At 42.8% G+C, this 13,705-nt stretch carries 25 protein-coding genes and 1 pseudogene; 1 reads left to right on the top strand and 25 read right to left on the bottom strand.

Going from position 1 to position 13,705, the window contains the following annotated elements; genetic code table 11:
* Window positions 1-103: 103 nt before the first annotated feature.
* The 8 genes and pseudogenes from ABDB98_RS06040 to ABDB98_RS06005 form a co-directional block, all read right to left on the bottom strand.
* On the bottom strand, window positions 104-961 hold the full coding sequence (locus ABDB98_RS06040) for a hypothetical protein (protein ID WP_438421633.1): 858 nt from the start codon (window positions 959-961) through the stop codon (window positions 104-106).
* Between the two features lie 137 nt (window positions 962-1,098).
* Complete coding sequence (locus ABDB98_RS06035) at window positions 1,099-1,311, bottom strand: helix-turn-helix domain-containing protein (RefSeq protein WP_115998517.1); 213 nt, start codon at window positions 1,309-1,311, stop codon at window positions 1,099-1,101.
* A 298-nt stretch (window positions 1,312-1,609) separates the two neighbouring features.
* A complete protein-coding gene (locus ABDB98_RS06030; RefSeq protein WP_172635560.1) occupies window positions 1,610-1,747 on the bottom strand; it encodes a hypothetical protein in 138 nt (45 codons plus the stop codon).
* Window positions 1,748-1,851: 104 nt separating this feature from the next.
* Window positions 1,852-2,367 carry a sigma-70 family RNA polymerase sigma factor gene (locus ABDB98_RS06025; RefSeq protein ID WP_015239615.1) on the bottom strand — a complete coding sequence of 172 codons (516 nt, stop codon included), beginning with the start codon at window positions 2,365-2,367 and terminating at the stop codon, window positions 1,852-1,854.
* A 15-nt stretch (window positions 2,368-2,382) separates the two neighbouring features.
* Window positions 2,383-2,512 (bottom strand): annotated as a pseudogene (locus tag ABDB98_RS06020) (hypothetical protein).
* A 138-nt stretch (window positions 2,513-2,650) separates the two neighbouring features.
* Window positions 2,651-3,424, bottom strand: a complete 774-nt coding sequence (locus ABDB98_RS06015) for a hypothetical protein (protein ID WP_015239613.1) — start codon at window positions 3,422-3,424, stop codon at window positions 2,651-2,653.
* Window positions 3,425-3,550: 126 nt separating this feature from the next.
* Window positions 3,551-3,721, bottom strand: a complete 171-nt coding sequence (locus ABDB98_RS06010) for a hypothetical protein (protein ID WP_015239612.1) — start codon at window positions 3,719-3,721, stop codon at window positions 3,551-3,553.
* Window positions 3,722-3,731: 10 nt separating this feature from the next.
* Window positions 3,732-4,166, bottom strand: coding sequence for a hypothetical protein (locus tag ABDB98_RS06005; protein WP_015239611.1), 435 nt, complete (start codon window positions 4,164-4,166; stop codon window positions 3,732-3,734).
* A 108-nt stretch (window positions 4,167-4,274) separates the two neighbouring features.
* Between ABDB98_RS06005 and ABDB98_RS06000 the strand changes: the two genes are divergently transcribed.
* On the top strand, window positions 4,275-4,625 hold the full coding sequence (locus ABDB98_RS06000) for an Ig-like domain-containing protein (RefSeq protein WP_015239610.1): 351 nt from the start codon (window positions 4,275-4,277) through the stop codon (window positions 4,623-4,625).
* A gap of 143 nt (window positions 4,626-4,768) precedes the next feature.
* Here the strand turns inward: ABDB98_RS06000 and ABDB98_RS05995 are convergent, their stop codons facing one another.
* The 17 genes from ABDB98_RS05995 to ABDB98_RS05915 form a co-directional block, all read right to left on the bottom strand.
* Window positions 4,769-5,593 (bottom strand): DNA adenine methylase, encoded by an 825-nt coding sequence (locus ABDB98_RS05995; protein WP_015239609.1) that lies wholly within the window; start codon window positions 5,591-5,593, stop codon window positions 4,769-4,771.
* Window positions 5,575-6,360, bottom strand: a complete 786-nt coding sequence (locus ABDB98_RS05990; protein WP_327943242.1) for a DNA cytosine methyltransferase — start codon at window positions 6,358-6,360, stop codon at window positions 5,575-5,577. The genes ABDB98_RS05995 and ABDB98_RS05990 overlap by 19 nt, the downstream gene beginning before the upstream one ends.
* Before the next feature lie 4 nt (window positions 6,361-6,364).
* Window positions 6,365-6,619 (bottom strand): hypothetical protein, encoded by a 255-nt coding sequence (locus ABDB98_RS05985; RefSeq protein ID WP_327943243.1) that lies wholly within the window; start codon window positions 6,617-6,619, stop codon window positions 6,365-6,367.
* Window positions 6,616-7,026, bottom strand: a complete 411-nt coding sequence (locus tag ABDB98_RS05980) for a hypothetical protein (RefSeq protein WP_015239606.1) — start codon at window positions 7,024-7,026, stop codon at window positions 6,616-6,618. The genes ABDB98_RS05985 and ABDB98_RS05980 overlap by 4 nt, the downstream gene beginning before the upstream one ends.
* Window positions 7,027-7,057: 31 nt before the next feature.
* Complete coding sequence (locus ABDB98_RS05975) at window positions 7,058-7,261, bottom strand: XtrA/YqaO family protein (RefSeq protein WP_003155894.1); 204 nt, start codon at window positions 7,259-7,261, stop codon at window positions 7,058-7,060.
* 170 nt (window positions 7,262-7,431) lie between these two features.
* Complete coding sequence (locus ABDB98_RS05970) at window positions 7,432-7,890, bottom strand: DUF1064 domain-containing protein (protein ID WP_438421632.1); 459 nt, start codon at window positions 7,888-7,890, stop codon at window positions 7,432-7,434.
* 144 nt (window positions 7,891-8,034) lie between these two features.
* Window positions 8,035-8,178 (bottom strand): hypothetical protein, encoded by a 144-nt coding sequence (locus ABDB98_RS05965; protein ID WP_438421631.1) that lies wholly within the window; start codon window positions 8,176-8,178, stop codon window positions 8,035-8,037.
* On the bottom strand, window positions 8,175-9,122 hold the full coding sequence (locus ABDB98_RS05960; protein ID WP_438421630.1) for an ATP-binding protein: 948 nt from the start codon (window positions 9,120-9,122) through the stop codon (window positions 8,175-8,177). The genes ABDB98_RS05965 and ABDB98_RS05960 overlap by 4 nt, the downstream gene beginning before the upstream one ends.
* Window positions 9,007-9,708, bottom strand: a complete 702-nt coding sequence (locus tag ABDB98_RS05955) for a DnaD domain protein (protein WP_289730663.1) — start codon at window positions 9,706-9,708, stop codon at window positions 9,007-9,009. The genes ABDB98_RS05960 and ABDB98_RS05955 overlap by 116 nt, the downstream gene beginning before the upstream one ends.
* A 166-nt stretch (window positions 9,709-9,874) precedes the next feature.
* On the bottom strand, window positions 9,875-10,714 hold the full coding sequence (locus ABDB98_RS05950) for a recombinase RecT (RefSeq protein WP_438421629.1): 840 nt from the start codon (window positions 10,712-10,714) through the stop codon (window positions 9,875-9,877).
* Between the two features lie 2 nt (window positions 10,715-10,716).
* A complete protein-coding gene (locus tag ABDB98_RS05945) occupies window positions 10,717-11,667 on the bottom strand; it encodes a YqaJ viral recombinase family protein (protein ID WP_438422117.1) in 951 nt (316 codons plus the stop codon).
* Window positions 11,667-11,855: a hypothetical protein gene (locus tag ABDB98_RS05940; RefSeq protein ID WP_103803568.1), complete on the bottom strand. Its 189-nt coding sequence runs from the start codon at window positions 11,853-11,855 to the stop codon at window positions 11,667-11,669. The genes ABDB98_RS05945 and ABDB98_RS05940 overlap by 1 nt, the downstream gene beginning before the upstream one ends.
* Before the next feature lie 101 nt (window positions 11,856-11,956).
* Window positions 11,957-12,154, bottom strand: coding sequence for a YqaI family protein (locus ABDB98_RS05935; protein WP_014304476.1), 198 nt, complete (start codon window positions 12,152-12,154; stop codon window positions 11,957-11,959).
* Window positions 12,151-12,408: a YqaH family protein gene (locus tag ABDB98_RS05930; RefSeq protein ID WP_342793891.1), complete on the bottom strand. Its 258-nt coding sequence runs from the start codon at window positions 12,406-12,408 to the stop codon at window positions 12,151-12,153. Before ABDB98_RS05930 ends, ABDB98_RS05935 begins: the two co-directional genes overlap by 4 nt.
* A complete protein-coding gene (locus ABDB98_RS05925) occupies window positions 12,405-12,977 on the bottom strand; it encodes a helix-turn-helix domain-containing protein (protein WP_015388430.1) in 573 nt (190 codons plus the stop codon). The genes ABDB98_RS05930 and ABDB98_RS05925 overlap by 4 nt, the downstream gene beginning before the upstream one ends.
* Before the next feature lie 150 nt (window positions 12,978-13,127).
* A complete protein-coding gene (locus ABDB98_RS05920) occupies window positions 13,128-13,319 on the bottom strand; it encodes a helix-turn-helix domain-containing protein (protein WP_042635063.1) in 192 nt (63 codons plus the stop codon).
* A gap of 30 nt (window positions 13,320-13,349) precedes the next feature.
* Window positions 13,350-13,559, bottom strand: a complete 210-nt coding sequence (locus ABDB98_RS05915) for a helix-turn-helix domain-containing protein (protein ID WP_342793892.1) — start codon at window positions 13,557-13,559, stop codon at window positions 13,350-13,352.
* Between the last annotated feature and the right edge of the window lie 146 nt (window positions 13,560-13,705).

Here is a 13,705-nt window from a genome sequence, read left to right as displayed (position 1 = left end):
CGACGCCGCACTCAGACCGTTAACCGCCAATTGTTTTTCTGAGATTTACCGGAATCAGTTTACAGAGAATATAAAAAAGCATCCCGAAGGAGGCTTTTCTTTATTAAATCGCGTCTATTTCCTTTGCAAGTTGATCAAATTTCGCTTTATCATTATGGAATAACAATAAAAGGTTGTTCGATAATATAAATGCTTGTGTTACCCATCCAACTGAGGGGAATAATTGAAGAATAACTTCATCCATGTTAATAAACTCTGTTTCCACCTTTCCGTTTGAATTTTTTTTGTATACAAACTTATTTAAGTCAGGTTTGAATACTATACTCAAATGCGCATCTGAGTTTCTGACAAATCTATTAATTAAAGTTGTGATGTTTTTAAGGTGTCTATGACCTTCAACTTCTTCAATTTTTTTATGCAGAGTCATTTTATGAATTTGATATAGATTGTATTTTTTGTTCTGAGATAATTTATATATAGCAATGCAGTATGTTAAAAACTTACCAATCATCTCTATTCCTTTTGAATAAACATTCACAATGTCAGAAGCAAGTCCTTTTTTTTCTACATAACTAAGATTATTATTTTTGAATTGGGCTAGTTTATTTTTTGTGCCAGTGAATAAAATCGCAAATTCATTATAAGAAGAATATGATTCTAGACCCGGATCATCTTTAGTACCGTGAAAAAAAACACTGAGTATATCTACTGTTTTTTGCGCATCAATTTTAGTAGCTTCACCAAAAAGAGTTAAGAAAATACCAATATATCTTTTTACATAATCCCTGCCATATAATTTTTTATCATCGATCCAAAGTTTTACGCTCTGATATAAATATTCGTTTATATCCATCTCGTCCCGTTTTGCGGTTAACTCACGGACACCTTCACCAAAAAAACCCGATAGAGCTAGAGTATCCATTTCTTTTGCAGTTTCTTCAAACTCATTATATTTGGTCAATATTACAACCTCCCTTTAACATCATTATCGGATAAGGGGATGCATAAAAAAACCATTTACGAAATTTGTCGAACGAAAGTGTCTTTCATAAATAGGTGGCAACCGTAAGACGAAAAAACACCCTTTTGACAGGGTGCTCATTTTCGTCTATGTTTTTGGAAATCCAAAATATCCTCTTTCAGAAAAAGCCTGTCCCGAGGCATTTCTTTCATCGGCTCCAATTCCCCGTTTTTTACTAACTGGTTCAGATACTGACGGGTGAAACCCAATATCTCAAGCGCCTCACTTGTATTGAGTATCTCTTCATTCAAGAATTTCTTGATTGCGTCACGCTCTTTAGGCTTGTACATTTTTGAATCATCCTTTTTTCTCACGATATTTCAAGTAAAGGGAAAATGCTTTCTCAATGATCGAAACAACAAATAAAATGATCAGGCTAATGTCGAGAGCCGTTTTCAACGGTCCCGCTGCCACATCCTGACGGAAAAACAGCATATACGCCAGGGCGAGAAGAACAACAATATCGGTCGTGGACTGTACACTTTTCATTTTTTTGAAAGTGGCTGGCTTTCAAGTATTTTTCTTTAGTCGCCGCATTTGCTATACTTGGAGCAAGGGAGAAGCGCTACCTTCTCCCTCGGCTCAAAATCATCTGCGCTTTCTAGGACGTTGGCGTTTTTTGATTTTGGGCTTTTTTGTTTTAAGCTTTTCCCTGATGATGAGGACTTTTTCAACAACTGTGAGAGTTGTGAGGATAATCCCCAGTACCAATGCGATTTCAGCCACTTTCTTTCCCTCCTTTCTATACTTTAATTATACCTCATCACTTTACTCACGTCAAGTTATTTTGTGGACTTTTTTCATTATTTCTCCAATAACAAAGAGCCTATTCACGCTAAACAGAATAGGCTGTGATCTGCTCTATTTTTCATTTTCAGGCGGGAACGCTCGATGTTCTTCTGCACAGTTCCTTTTTTAATCCCCAATAACTGCGCGATTTCTTCGAATGACATGTTTTGCACAGCATGCATCATGAAAATGTCTTTTTCTCTTTCAGTAAGCACGGATAGGGCATCAGCGATTCTTTCCTTATCCCAATCACTTACCTCTCCCTCAGCCTCTTGAACGATTGCGTATTCTTCCGGGAGCGCATCAATTAAGCGCGGATCAGCAAGAATCGTCCTTTGGTATGCGTCTCTTCTGTCAGCACCTCGGCGGGCGCCGGGCTGTCTTCCGTTCTGCAGCCATTCGAGAGTGAATTCAATATCGCTGATCATGCTACTGATAATCTTTTTGTCGTTAATCTGTTCGGCCGTCAGATTGACTTCAGCTGTATCTTTGTAGAGCCGATACATTTTTCTCGTTTCTCTTAAAGCTCGTTTGTATTCAATGATTAAATCCTGCATTCTAATTCCTCTCCCTTATTTGCGCTTAAATGCGCCGCCCTTGCCTCGTTTAAGTGTTTGCATATTCGTTGTTGATCATTTGTTGCCAGAGACGATCTGACCGCTCCTGTTGCTTCTGTGATGGTTTCTTTTTGGGCTGTTTCATGTCTCACCACTCCTTTCACCGATAGTAATCGCGATAAAGATCAAGATAGTTGCGAAATAAAAAAACGGACACCAATCAGAGCACAGTAATTCTGTGCAATGATCAGTGTCCGCAGGCTTTCCGTCTTGGACTTAGATATTAAGATCTTCTCTTTGGTTTTTTTATAGATCGCTTACCTTTTTCTAATAGATAATTATAAAAAAGGGTTTCCAGTAATTTGTAATTTTTATTATAACTTGATTTGTTGTGAAAAGAATGTATTGTTGTAAAAACCATAGATCCCAACACAATTGTACTAATTCCTAATATAACCCATAACCACATGGCTTGATTAAATTCTTCTTGTCTAAAATATGTCTCTTCAACAGCACTATTAATAATAAGTGTAAAAAAACTGGTAATCATTGAAACAAAAATAGTAGGAATGATAATTTTTAAAAAAGTTGTTACAGAACCTGCTTGTCTATCTTCATTACTTGATTTCAAATAAGGTAAAAGATACTTCTCTATTTGGTTTATATTAAATTTACGAGTTTCCAGATGTTCTTTAAAAGCTTCATAAATTTTTGCTCTTCTTAAAAGATAGATTTTACTATAGCCAGATAACAATGCAAACTTAGTTAAGGCCTTCCTTACACTAAAAAGGGCGATAATTAAACAAACACAGGAGCTAGCTACTAATCCAATTAAGAACATTTTTCCCTGAAGGTAATGATATAAGACAAAAACACATAATATTAAAGCGATTAAATAAAATATTAATTTACAAATTAGCACAACAAAAATCCTGTTCTTTTGGACTTTTTCTTCTTCTTCTTTTAAAAAGGGTGAATCAATATAAAAGTATTTAAATTTCTTAACCCTACTCACTTCCTGATAAAGCTTGAATAGTTCATTTTCAACATCTATCATAATGTCACACCACCTCTGTACATTCTTACGAAGAGAATTATTAAAAAGATTCACTTTTTTCAGGAAGTGACCAAGGTTAGTGATATCCTATTCCTTATGGGAACAGAACCTAGAAGCCAGCAATAATCACCTCTTTTTCTCCGTATACTTATCAATATCTTGAAAAAACGCCGCGGCCGTGAATGCGATGATTGCGCCTATTAACGTGATGTTTGCTTTCATGTCCGGCCTGTATTCGTACTGGAAATAAAACCAGAATCCTAACCCCATCAGCATAAATATTATTCTCAGCGCCATCGAATCCCCCTTATTTGATTTGAAATTTAGCTGATTCAAATGTTCCGATGTAGTTCCGTTTGCCGGAATCAGAGTAGCAGTCCAGCTGAATGACATAGGTTCCCTTTCCGGTCTTATTCCGGATCGTTTTCACGTTGAATGATTTCAGAGGCGTTGCCGTTTTGAAGTTGCCCCGCTGTACTAAATTCGTATCAGTCAGACTGCCGCCGCTGCGCTTCTTGTATACGCCGGCCGTGTAATAAAGTGTGCTTGATCCTTTTTTTTCGGCTTTCCAGTCCACCGTTGAGGCGCCGGCCGTGTACGTCGCGGCATCCGTAAACACCCGGCCGCTGTACCCGGATTCATTTTGCCAGCCTGACCATGCAGCGGAAGCAGACGGCGCAACGGCCACCGCTCCCGTAAGTAATGCAGCTGATAAAATGATTGATTTGAATAGTTTTTTCATTATTTTCCCCTTCCTAATTCACAAATAATTAACATTTATTTACAAGGATAATCGTTATTTTGCTCGAATTCTTACTTTGTTCCATAAAAAACCAAAGGAGTGTTTAAAATGAATTTCAAAAAGACTGCTGTTACTGCACTATCGATTCCTGTATTAGCTTTTTCCATTAGTGGTATGGCTTCCGCTAAGGAGATAACTCCTCAAAAAAATGAAGCGCAAACAACTATATCTCCTGGTCCAATTAAAGCCTATTACGATACCTTTGAAGTGAGAGCCGGGGGTTCTAAACAATTAGATGCCAAATATTTAGGATCAGGATTCGCTTATCATTCAGATAATAGTGCTGTTTTTACAGTAGATACCAATGGACTTGTCCGTGGCAATAAAGCTGGAAATGCATATTTAACTATATTCAAAAATGGATCAGTATACGGTCAGTTACACGTATTTGTCTATTAATTTTCTAATAGAAGAGCATTCTAATATGCTCTTCTATTTTTCCACTTCACCACCCATGCAGCGCCCACAATGCGGGCAGCGGGCATCTGCACGGATTTCTAAATCAAGTTTTTTATAATCGCAGTCCAGGCAATGGCATTTGATCATAGCCGGGCCACCGAATCAAATAAGCTGAGTTGGGTGATCTTATAGTTGAACAGCAATAATTCTTCAGCTCCGCGGCTTTTTCCGGATCCGCCGACAACCTGTTTGTATGCGGAAAAGGTTTCTGTCTCCCAGTTCGGGTAGATCTCGAGTATCAAAGGATCATCGTAATAAGAAAGAACCACTTTCCCTTTGACCTGATTAAGCAGCCGGGCCAGTTCCCGGTGATCCTCTTCGGTAAAGCCGCCAGCATAAAACCGTTCGCGCCCAAAATATGGCGGATCCACATAAAACAGAGTATCCGGGCTATCGTATTTCTCAATGATGTTGCGAAAATCCTTACATTCGATCATGACGCCCTTCATACGGTTGGCGAAAGACTCGAAGGCAGCGCAGGCGCTTATGTATCCGCCAGCAGGGTTCTGCCCGCTTTGTGTGCTATGCCTCCAGCCTGTCTGCGGTACTTCCTCCGCGTTCCCCTTACTAATGCCGGAGCGATTCATATAGAACCACCTGACAGCCCGGTCAAAATCATTTTGCGGATAATCTTCAGTTTTCCATTTCTCATAGAGCGCCCGGCTGTACGGAATGGATTCGCAAGCCTGCTGCATGGCCTTCGGATCCTTTCTGACTTGCATCAAGAAATTCACCACATGGCCGTCAATGTCGTTATACACTTCATGACCTATTTGCGGCTTGTTTGCTATGACATGAGCCGCGCCTCCGAAAGGCTCGACGTACACCTTATGAGCGGGCATTTTATTTATGATGTGATCGGCGTATTTTGCCTTGCCACCGAACCAGATTAACGGTGATCTCGGCATTTTGCTGCCTCCTGGTCCATAATGGCTTTGAATATCGGGTATATCTGTTGCGGCACAACCGCGTTTCCTAATCCTTTAATTCTGTCCAACCGATTGGGAACCCCATCATCGCTTCCCAAAAAGCAGGATTCGCGCGCCCTCTTTTCCCAGTCAACACCATTAAATAGTTTGGTAACTGCCCTAAATGTGCTCTTTCTCCATTTTGTAACTTTGTCATTGTTTTCTGATAATCGTTCAGTCCCCTTGTATCCGATGCTGTTGGCGTTGGAAAGATATCCGACAACAAAGACCCTGTCTCTTTTATGCGGTGCCCCGATGGCGATAGCTGGTATAATAAACGATTTCCCTTTGTAACCTTCACTTTCCAAGTCAGATAACGTGCGGTCGAGCTCCATATTTGCGAAGTTAGCAACGTTTTCACCAACAACCCAAGTGGGTCTAAGCTCTTTGATGATCCTAAACATTTCCGGCCAGAGGTCGCGGTCATCTTCCGTGCCTCTTTGCTCCCCGGCAATACTGTAAGGCTGGCAAGGGAATCCCCCTGAAATAATGTCAATTGTTCCACCTGGTTCAATCACTCCTTTTTCTTCTAAAAGCTGTCTATTCAAAGTGCATACATCATCGAAGATAGGTACGCCCGGGAAATTTTTGTTTAATACCTTTTGGCAAAAAGGTTCACGCTCGCAGAATGCTACCGTCTCAACCCCGGCCCATTCAGCGGCAAGAGCGATTCCCCCAATGCCGGCGAATAATTCAATACTTTTCATCCCGTCACCCCATCAATCCCGGCAGGACAGCGACAGCGAAGAAGAAAAGCCCCACGCATGCCCCGACCAGCCAGATGTTTGTTTTATCCCGTTTAGCGATAATGGTATCGCCAATCATTTTCAGATCGTCAGACCGAGCGACCAGCGTCGGGATGTAATCCGGGTGAACCTTTAAAAGCTCGGCCGCCTGCTCGACGGTCATTGCTTCGTCCTTCGTGGCCTTCACGTTCCGCTGGAGAACTACTTGTAAAGGCATCATTCTACTTCCCCCTTCGGTGTAAACTCTTTGATCACTTTAAAAATATAAGCTGTTTCCCCGTTATCTAATTCATCCATAGCGCACTCAAAATCTTTTCCCGCGCTTTTCATTGTGCCGTGGAATTGTACATCTTCACTTTGCGTGTCATATACCATATAAGTATCATTCATTCCGCTTGCTTCTTTCTGTTCCTCGACCTTTAATTTTAGTTCTTCGTTCTCTTTTGTAAGCCGCTGAATCTCTTCCTGAGCCTGCCGAAACTGATTGACCGCGATTTCCTGCTGACGCTTGTTTTCCTCAATGATTTCCTGTTGTTTAGCAGACAATTCAGCTTGTTCAAGAAGCCATCCCATTTCCTTTTGCGGAATATACGTAAGCCCTTTTAACCACTCAATTCTCTCTTTCATGCCCGTTCCTCCCCCGCAGGGGAAACCCCTGCTATTTGAATTTGTGGCCGATCTCGTAATCACAACGAGCCAGGCCGCCTTTTATTGTTTGAATGATTGTTTTACCGTGTTCCGGGGCGTCCATTAAATGAGCAGTCCCTTCAGTGCCATCTAAAACGATGATGCGGACTTTCCCCGGCTCGATGCTTTGCTGAATAGTTGTTTCATGATTTTTTATTTCTGTTGGCTTGTTCACTCTGGCCGCCCCCTGTGCTATGATAGAAGTACCAGTTCATATCAAGGGCACTGAGGCGCAGCTTCGGTGCTTTTTTACGTTTTACGACGGAAGCCGCATCGTTGAGCCGGCAGATGGCTTTAATTCCTCATCGTTTGTATTCGGAACAGAGCGTCATGCAGGCCATGAGCTTATCTTCTTCCTGCACCCACAACGGCCGATCGTCTGCGATTACCACGTTTTGCAGTGGTCTTCCCCGCCTTTCTTTTGAGTTTTTTCAGCTCGTCCAGCTCAATGAAGCCGAGTGACTTATCCAGAGCCAGCACCTTGAGTGGCGTCTCGTAAAGCCGCTCGTACAGCTTGCGTTTGATGGCAAATTCCGTTGTTTCCACGCCCTTTATGTCAATAATCTCGATGCTGCCGTCCAAGTTATGAACCTCAAAGTCTGCAATATATTCAATCTTCCGAAAAGTTTTGCCGTTCTTTTTGAATGCCTCTTGAAGCAGGAACCGGGGTTGCAGCTTGAAATCTTTGATCTGCTTGCTCGCCTTAAGCCATTTCAGCTGCTCATAGTACTTGGCTTCGGCCCGGCTATCGAACGTGATGCCGTCCACCTGTGTTTTCCTTGCGCCGTACTTATTCGTTTGCATGTGATGCCTCCATATCCCTGACTATTTCCTTATCGGCCCGTTCCCGCGTGCCGTCGTTACCTCCCGTCAATTTGTTCCCAGTGCTGAATCTTCTTTTCCTTGTACGGCGCTGTGAGGATGATGGCCGGCAGCAGGATAACCGCTTTAAGCACTGTGCATCAGCTCCATTTGTTTGATTTTTTCCTCAAGAACCTGGATCGCCGGGGTAAGATCCTGGCCGGCCGTTTGCTCGGCGGGCCCGAACAGATACATGCCGCCGGTTGCTGTGAAGTTCGCTTTTTCCGTCATTCCCAATCTCCTAACCTATGATTTAATTGCATCCGGTCGCCCTTAATGATCACCGTGTAATCTCTGCACATTTGATGAATCCGGGAGCCAAGCGCCTCGTCAATGTCCAAAATTCCGCCCATATCAAGCTCGGAAGAGATTAGCAGAGGCTTATGATTCAAGTACCGATAATTCACAACCGATTGAATTTGTTCCACTTGCCAATCCGTCGCCCGCGGTTCCCCCTTCACTGGCTTGAATAAATCATCAATGAACAGAACCTCAGCTTTTCGCATGGCGTCGAGCTTTGTTTCCAGCTGGTCAAAGTCATTTCGCAGATCGCCCATTCCCTCTACGTACGGGAAATACATGCAGTAAATTGATTTTTTCTTGATCAGATTGTTCATGATCGCCGTTAACAAGTGCGTTTTACCGCTGCCTGGCTGCCCGAGCAAAGCGATGCTGTTTGAACGTTTTCCCTTGATGCTCTGAAAATCCTTATAGTATTCCACCGCGCACTCATAAGCGTCCTTGATCATGTCCGGCTTCCCGTCCTTAATGAAGTTTCCAAAAAGGAGCTTTTCGAATTCCTCCGTGATGCCGCTGGCCTTCATAAGCCGGGCGATCTTTTTCCGTTTTACACACTCGCATTGCTTAGAAAATGTGGTTTTCCATTCCCGGGCCTTATCCGGCAAGCATACTTTCCCCGCAAGATAATCCTCTTCTCTGACCATTTGATCAGGGGCCAGGCTTTCCATTGTCTTATGATCTTTCCTCAGTTGGCGCTCTGTGTCTTGGTGAATCCGGTAAACGATAATGCCCTTATCCTTGCAGTCAGAGCACTCATATTCAGCCTTTTCTTCTGAGGCGGCCTGTCCCGTTGAAGATGCTGCTGACCGATCCCGGAGCTTGGTTAGAATTGCCTTCATTGCCGCGTCCATATCTTGCGTTTTGCGAGCTTCCATGCTGCTGTTTCTCCTTTCGTCTCTGGCTGAATGGGTTTGAGAGGATGGCTTCAATGTAATTCAGATTGACGTTGTTGCCCTTGAATCTGAAAGCCTGTTTCATTGCCTCCATGACTTTCTCTTCGCCGTAATCATCCACCATATACCCGAGCCGCTGAACCTCCATCGTGCCAATGGTGCGGGCTGTTTTGTTTTCGAATAGTTCAAATGCATTTTTCATTTTTTCGTCAACCTCCTGCTGTCCTAAAGGTATTGGAGCCGGTTCTATCTTCTTGTTGTAATTTCCAAGCTGTATGTACTCGGCATAATTCAACACCGTCACAATGAAACCGCGTTTTTGCGGCAGCCGGTCCAACTTCAAATACTCTTGCTTTACCATCCGATCTAACGAGTATTTGATCTGATCAGAAGACCAGTTGAAGCGCCTGGCTAAATCTACAAGCTTAATGATTGTCTGCCCGAGCTTTAGTTCTTGATCTGCCCTGTACTCCGCCCGTTTGAATAAATAATCGTATATTGTCTCATCTCGTGAATCTTTAAATGGCAGCCGGGGCAGGACCACATACCCCAAACCTTGCATATCCATGCCGCTCACCTACTTCCTTTCACACAGTGCTGTCATGCCGCTGATGCGGACTAAACGTAAGCCAGGTTCATTTGTTCTGAGATAGCCTTCGACATACTCACGGAACAGCTGGGCGCGATTTGGTGCCCCTTCCGTCATCCACTTGTAACAGAAAGGGATGCCTACCTTAATCAAATGGGAGGTCATTTTCACTAATGTCAACAGGCTTACCATCAAAAGGATCAGCATTCTGCGCGCTTGGCTTTTCCTCCGGTGCTCCGGCATCAATAATCTCTGGCTCTGCCATTTCGTCAGTAATGTCAATGCGCTCACGTTCCTCGTTATCCTCAATGACTGCCTTTTGCATTTCAATGGAGAGAATCCCCCATTTACTAAGCATGGATTTAAGAACGGTTTTAAGCGCCATTGCGTCCCAGTCCTTGCCCCAACCAAAGTCCGACTTACTAAACTTCTTTTTGTGTTTCTCTACTTGCGCCTTTGTCCAATACACTGTTTTCCGGAAACCGTTTAAAAGCTCAAAGTAAGCAGCGTAGCCAATAACCGCATCTGATTCCCGTTTTTCAAAATCAATCTCTATTTCCTCGGTTAGTGGGTTCCACTTTTGCAATTCTCCTTTATGGACAGATATGCAATTGATAGATTTATATTGGCCTGTCCGCAAAGCAAGCTGAATGTATCCTTTGTAACCAAGCTGAAATTGTGCGCGCCCTTTATACGGAACGATCCAGGCATAACCCAAGTTCTTATCCACTGGCAGATCAAGCGTTGCCGCCACCATAGCCGATGAAATTACACTCATAGGTTCTGCTTTTTGAAGAGTATTTTCACTGTTGTACAGACTTAAAATTGATGCTGTGAATTGAGACGCCCTTTTCCCCAGAACTTCTTCAAACCGGTTCATGACTGCCGGAGAAGAAAGCAGGCCCTTCATCGTTGTTCCCTGCGGCTGCCCTGGCGCGTTATTCTGTTTTTGAATGTTATTTTTAAGTGATTCATTTGTAGCCATATTTAGCTAACCTCCTTAATTCCAAAGCGTCTGTATTGCACTTCTTTTGTGACTTTCTCATATACATCTGGAAACTGCTCTTTCAGTTTATTAGTGTCGATCCGGTTAGTTGTAACCGGTTTCCAGCTAGTCTGATAGTTTCCAATGAATCCGTATTCTGCTTCCTTCATTTCGTGCTTGATTTGGTTTTCCAATTCTTTCGCCTGCAATTGCAATTCAGCGATGCTTTCCTTTAATTGCAAATACTGCTTTATCCGTTCACGGTTTACCGATGTAAGATCAATAACCTTGTTGCTTTCTGTTTCCGCATACCTTTTTTTCAGATATTCTTCTGCTGCGCTTGATCCGTCCAATGCGGGAGCAACCCCACCCAAAACCGCAGTATTCCAAAACTCGACTTCGGCAGTGAATATCATTTCGATTAATTCATCATCCCGCTCAATTTCTTTCCAGACGAATTTATTGCCGCCGATCAGAACAGCAAAGTATGCTTTTTTATACTCGGGACCAAGCACTCCAAGATAGTGCTGGACCTGAACAATATAGTCAGCAGGGATCTCGTCATTTTCCCATTCTTTCAAGTTGTATTCCGATGTGGTCTTGCATTCCAGAATGGACTTTTCTCCAACGATCATTCGGTCAACATTCGCCAAAATGAAATCATATTCAGGATGCTTCAGCATGGACTTTTTACGCCTAACTTTTTTTCCGCTCCGTACTTCAAATTCTTTTGCGACAATGTCCTCAAGGATTGAGCCGAAGTAAGCCGCCTCACTGGCTGAGTCACTGACCGGGACTTGTCCCGTTTTGTCCAGCCATAATTCAAATGCGGTTCTCCATTTGTTTAACCCCAAGACTACGGAGGCATCAGAGCCACCGATGCCCTTCCGTCGCTCAAGAAGCCATTCGTCCCGACTCATGTCCGCTGTCGAAGCGAAAACCTCTGCTTGCATCAGATCAGCCCCACCTTTCTTTTGTAAGCCTCCGCGCCAAGCCGCTGCCATTCCCGGTAGTGATCCATTGAAGGGAAACTAAACTGCGCTTTACCGTTTTTGGCGAATACAATTGAACCGCCTACCTGTCTTAAACGTTGCTGATCCTCCGCACGCTCACTGAATGCCACTTTAACTGCTTTAGCCATGTATAAAACCTCCATTGTTTTTTATGGGGCGTTTTGGTATAATAGGAATACAATCAATTATCAAAACGCCTTACCTAGTCCACTCTGCAAAGTGGGCTTTTTTATTGTGCTGAATGAAACCTAAATCCAAGTTGCTCCTTCAAATAGCGTTTAAGATTGTCTTGTAAAATTACCTCGCCGCTGTCGATTACATAATTATCTGCTGACGTTACTTCGTCCCCGAAAAAGTCCTTTTTTGTTTCCGGCTCAGTCAGCTTGTCATGCCAGTTGTTCAAGACCATCGGATTTTCAATATTCATCGCGAATACCTACTCACAACACTCAGGTGAATTCCGCGGGCTGCCATATTTAAAACAGTTTGATGTAAGTGCCCTTTATTGGCCAGTCTATTAATATCCTCCGCAATAACCTTGATGCTCCCTGCAAGACTGATAGCTTCTTCGTAATCGCCATCCCGTAACGCCTCCGAAAGCAAGATAGAGAGCTCTTCCGCCGACTCGATTTTTCTTTTTGCTGAATCTGCATCTGCTTTAAGAAACTGATTGATTTTCATACCAGCACCGCCTGCCTTTCCTCTGTTTTTGCCATTGCAACTTGACTCATTAGCGCTTTCCGCGTCCATCTTTCAGCCAGTTCCTTCATGTTCAGGCCATGACTGCGGGCCAGCGAATATATCAGCGTTTTGTTTGCTGGGATCAGATCAAAAATCTGTTTAATATCGGCCATGGGCAGTTCTTCCGCCTGTCGGCCTGGCCTATCATTTGCCAGCCAGCGCGCTAAATGCTTTGTTGCCTGCAATGCTTCTTCAAGCTGGTGAATCATGTTGATTACCGCTGTGCTTGCGCTCTCATTAAGAGCTGGGTCTATTGGAGCTGCCGTTGTCGGGTGCAGTTTGAAGAGGTAATGTACCAGATCAATATGTTCGTATGCCTCGCACGCCTCAAACCACCTGATGCATAATTCGGGGGTCAGCTTACTAAAACCATTTTCAACATCGGAAACGTAACGTTGATCCTTCCCGCCTATCAAACTGCCGATCTGATATTGTGTAAACCCGGCCGCTTTACGAACACAGCGCATGATCTTCGGTAAATTCCGCAAGTTGTACGGATTGTTCTCCATATGTTTGCCTCCTGATATATTCAGCTGTTTGCTGTTAAAATTTAATTAGGGTCAAAAGATGTTTTATTGTATTGGCTTATGATTTTTCGAATATCCGGCCTCATGGCTCTAAATTTCGCTTTGTGGCCACAATAAAAACAAATATTTACTCTATAGAGCCTCTTTCATGATTGCTTGTTCTTGTGCTTCGATCCATGCATCAATATTGTGTTTGGTAAAGAAAATCCGATTTCGCACACGAAAGTGAGGAATTTGTTTTTCTCGAACCATTGTGTAAATTGTGTCATGGTGAACACCCAGGTAATCAGCTGTTTCCTGAACAGTTAATGTGTTACGTATCATACTTAAACCTCCTATCATTCCTGTTGCTAATCAAGCAACATTTTGGGTAAAAAAATCAGTAACATCGCACTTAAGGACATTGGCCAAACTTGGTAACTGTTTAGCTTTGAAAGAGTACTCTCCTCTTTCATACTTTAGATATGTTGATGCATCTTTAAAACCCAAAGCATTAGCTAAAATCTGCAGTGAAAGGTCGAGTTCAATTCTTCTTTTTTTAATAAAGACCAGATCAAATATCACTTTATCACCCCCATATCGTTGTTGTTCCAGCAACTTATCTACAGTATATGTTGTTGTTTCAGCAAAGTCAACACTATTGTTGCGGTTTTAGCAAAATATTTATTTCTGGATTGGAAACATGCTATTATTATGTTGCTATTATGGAA

This window comes from Bacillus siamensis, from assembly GCF_051628075.1.
GTDB lineage: Bacteria > Bacillota > Bacilli > Bacillales > Bacillaceae > Bacillus > Bacillus siamensis.
The sequence above is the reverse complement of the archived record's forward strand: the minus strand, read 5'-3'. Positions and strand labels throughout refer to the sequence as shown.

What these genes read in the sequence shown, in the direction of transcription:
- ABDB98_RS05995 (WP_015239609.1), bottom strand. Translation starts at nt 5,593, where the DNA reads ATGCCGAGATCACCGTTAATCTGGTTCGGTGGCAAGGCAAAATACGCC.
- ABDB98_RS05945 (WP_438422117.1), bottom strand. Translation starts at nt 11,667, where the DNA reads ATGCAAGCAGAGGTTTTCGCTTCGACAGCGGACATGAGTCGGGACGAA.
- ABDB98_RS05920 (WP_042635063.1), bottom strand. Translation starts at nt 13,319, where the DNA reads ATGATACGTAACACATTAACTGTTCAGGAAACAGCTGATTACCTGGGT.
- ABDB98_RS06000 (WP_015239610.1), top strand. Translation starts at nt 4,275, where the DNA reads ATGAATTTCAAAAAGACTGCTGTTACTGCACTATCGATTCCTGTATTA.
- ABDB98_RS05980 (WP_015239606.1), bottom strand. Translation starts at nt 7,026, where the DNA reads ATGAAAGAGAGAATTGAGTGGTTAAAAGGGCTTACGTATATTCCGCAA.
- ABDB98_RS05940 (WP_103803568.1), bottom strand. Translation starts at nt 11,855, where the DNA reads ATGGCTAAAGCAGTTAAAGTGGCATTCAGTGAGCGTGCGGAGGATCAG.
- ABDB98_RS05970 (WP_438421632.1), bottom strand. Translation starts at nt 7,890, where the DNA reads ATGCAAACGAATAAGTACGGCGCAAGGAAAACACAGGTGGACGGCATC.
- ABDB98_RS06010 (WP_015239612.1), bottom strand. Translation starts at nt 3,721, where the DNA reads ATGGCGCTGAGAATAATATTTATGCTGATGGGGTTAGGATTCTGGTTT.
- ABDB98_RS05925 (WP_015388430.1), bottom strand. Translation starts at nt 12,977, where the DNA reads ATGGAGAACAATCCGTACAACTTGCGGAATTTACCGAAGATCATGCGC.
- ABDB98_RS05930 (WP_342793891.1), bottom strand. Translation starts at nt 12,408, where the DNA reads ATGAAAATCAATCAGTTTCTTAAAGCAGATGCAGATTCAGCAAAAAGA.
- ABDB98_RS05950 (WP_438421629.1), bottom strand. Translation starts at nt 10,714, where the DNA reads ATGGCTACAAATGAATCACTTAAAAATAACATTCAAAAACAGAATAAC.
- ABDB98_RS06035 (WP_115998517.1), bottom strand. Translation starts at nt 1,311, where the DNA reads ATGTACAAGCCTAAAGAGCGTGACGCAATCAAGAAATTCTTGAATGAA.
- ABDB98_RS05965 (WP_438421631.1), bottom strand. Translation starts at nt 8,178, where the DNA reads ATGACGGAAAAAGCGAACTTCACAGCAACCGGCGGCATGTATCTGTTC.
- ABDB98_RS05955 (WP_289730663.1), bottom strand. Translation starts at nt 9,708, where the DNA reads ATGGATATGCAAGGTTTGGGGTATGTGGTCCTGCCCCGGCTGCCATTT.
- ABDB98_RS06025 (WP_015239615.1), bottom strand. Translation starts at nt 2,367, where the DNA reads ATGCAGGATTTAATCATTGAATACAAACGAGCTTTAAGAGAAACGAGA.
- ABDB98_RS05990 (WP_327943242.1), bottom strand. Translation starts at nt 6,360, where the DNA reads ATGAAAAGTATTGAATTATTCGCCGGCATTGGGGGAATCGCTCTTGCC.
- ABDB98_RS05935 (WP_014304476.1), bottom strand. Translation starts at nt 12,154, where the DNA reads ATGAATATTGAAAATCCGATGGTCTTGAACAACTGGCATGACAAGCTG.
- ABDB98_RS06015 (WP_015239613.1), bottom strand. Translation starts at nt 3,424, where the DNA reads ATGATAGATGTTGAAAATGAACTATTCAAGCTTTATCAGGAAGTGAGT.
- ABDB98_RS05985 (WP_327943243.1), bottom strand. Translation starts at nt 6,619, where the DNA reads ATGATGCCTTTACAAGTAGTTCTCCAGCGGAACGTGAAGGCCACGAAG.
- ABDB98_RS05960 (WP_438421630.1), bottom strand. Translation starts at nt 9,122, where the DNA reads ATGGAAGCTCGCAAAACGCAAGATATGGACGCGGCAATGAAGGCAATT.
- ABDB98_RS06005 (WP_015239611.1), bottom strand. Translation starts at nt 4,166, where the DNA reads ATGAAAAAACTATTCAAATCAATCATTTTATCAGCTGCATTACTTACG.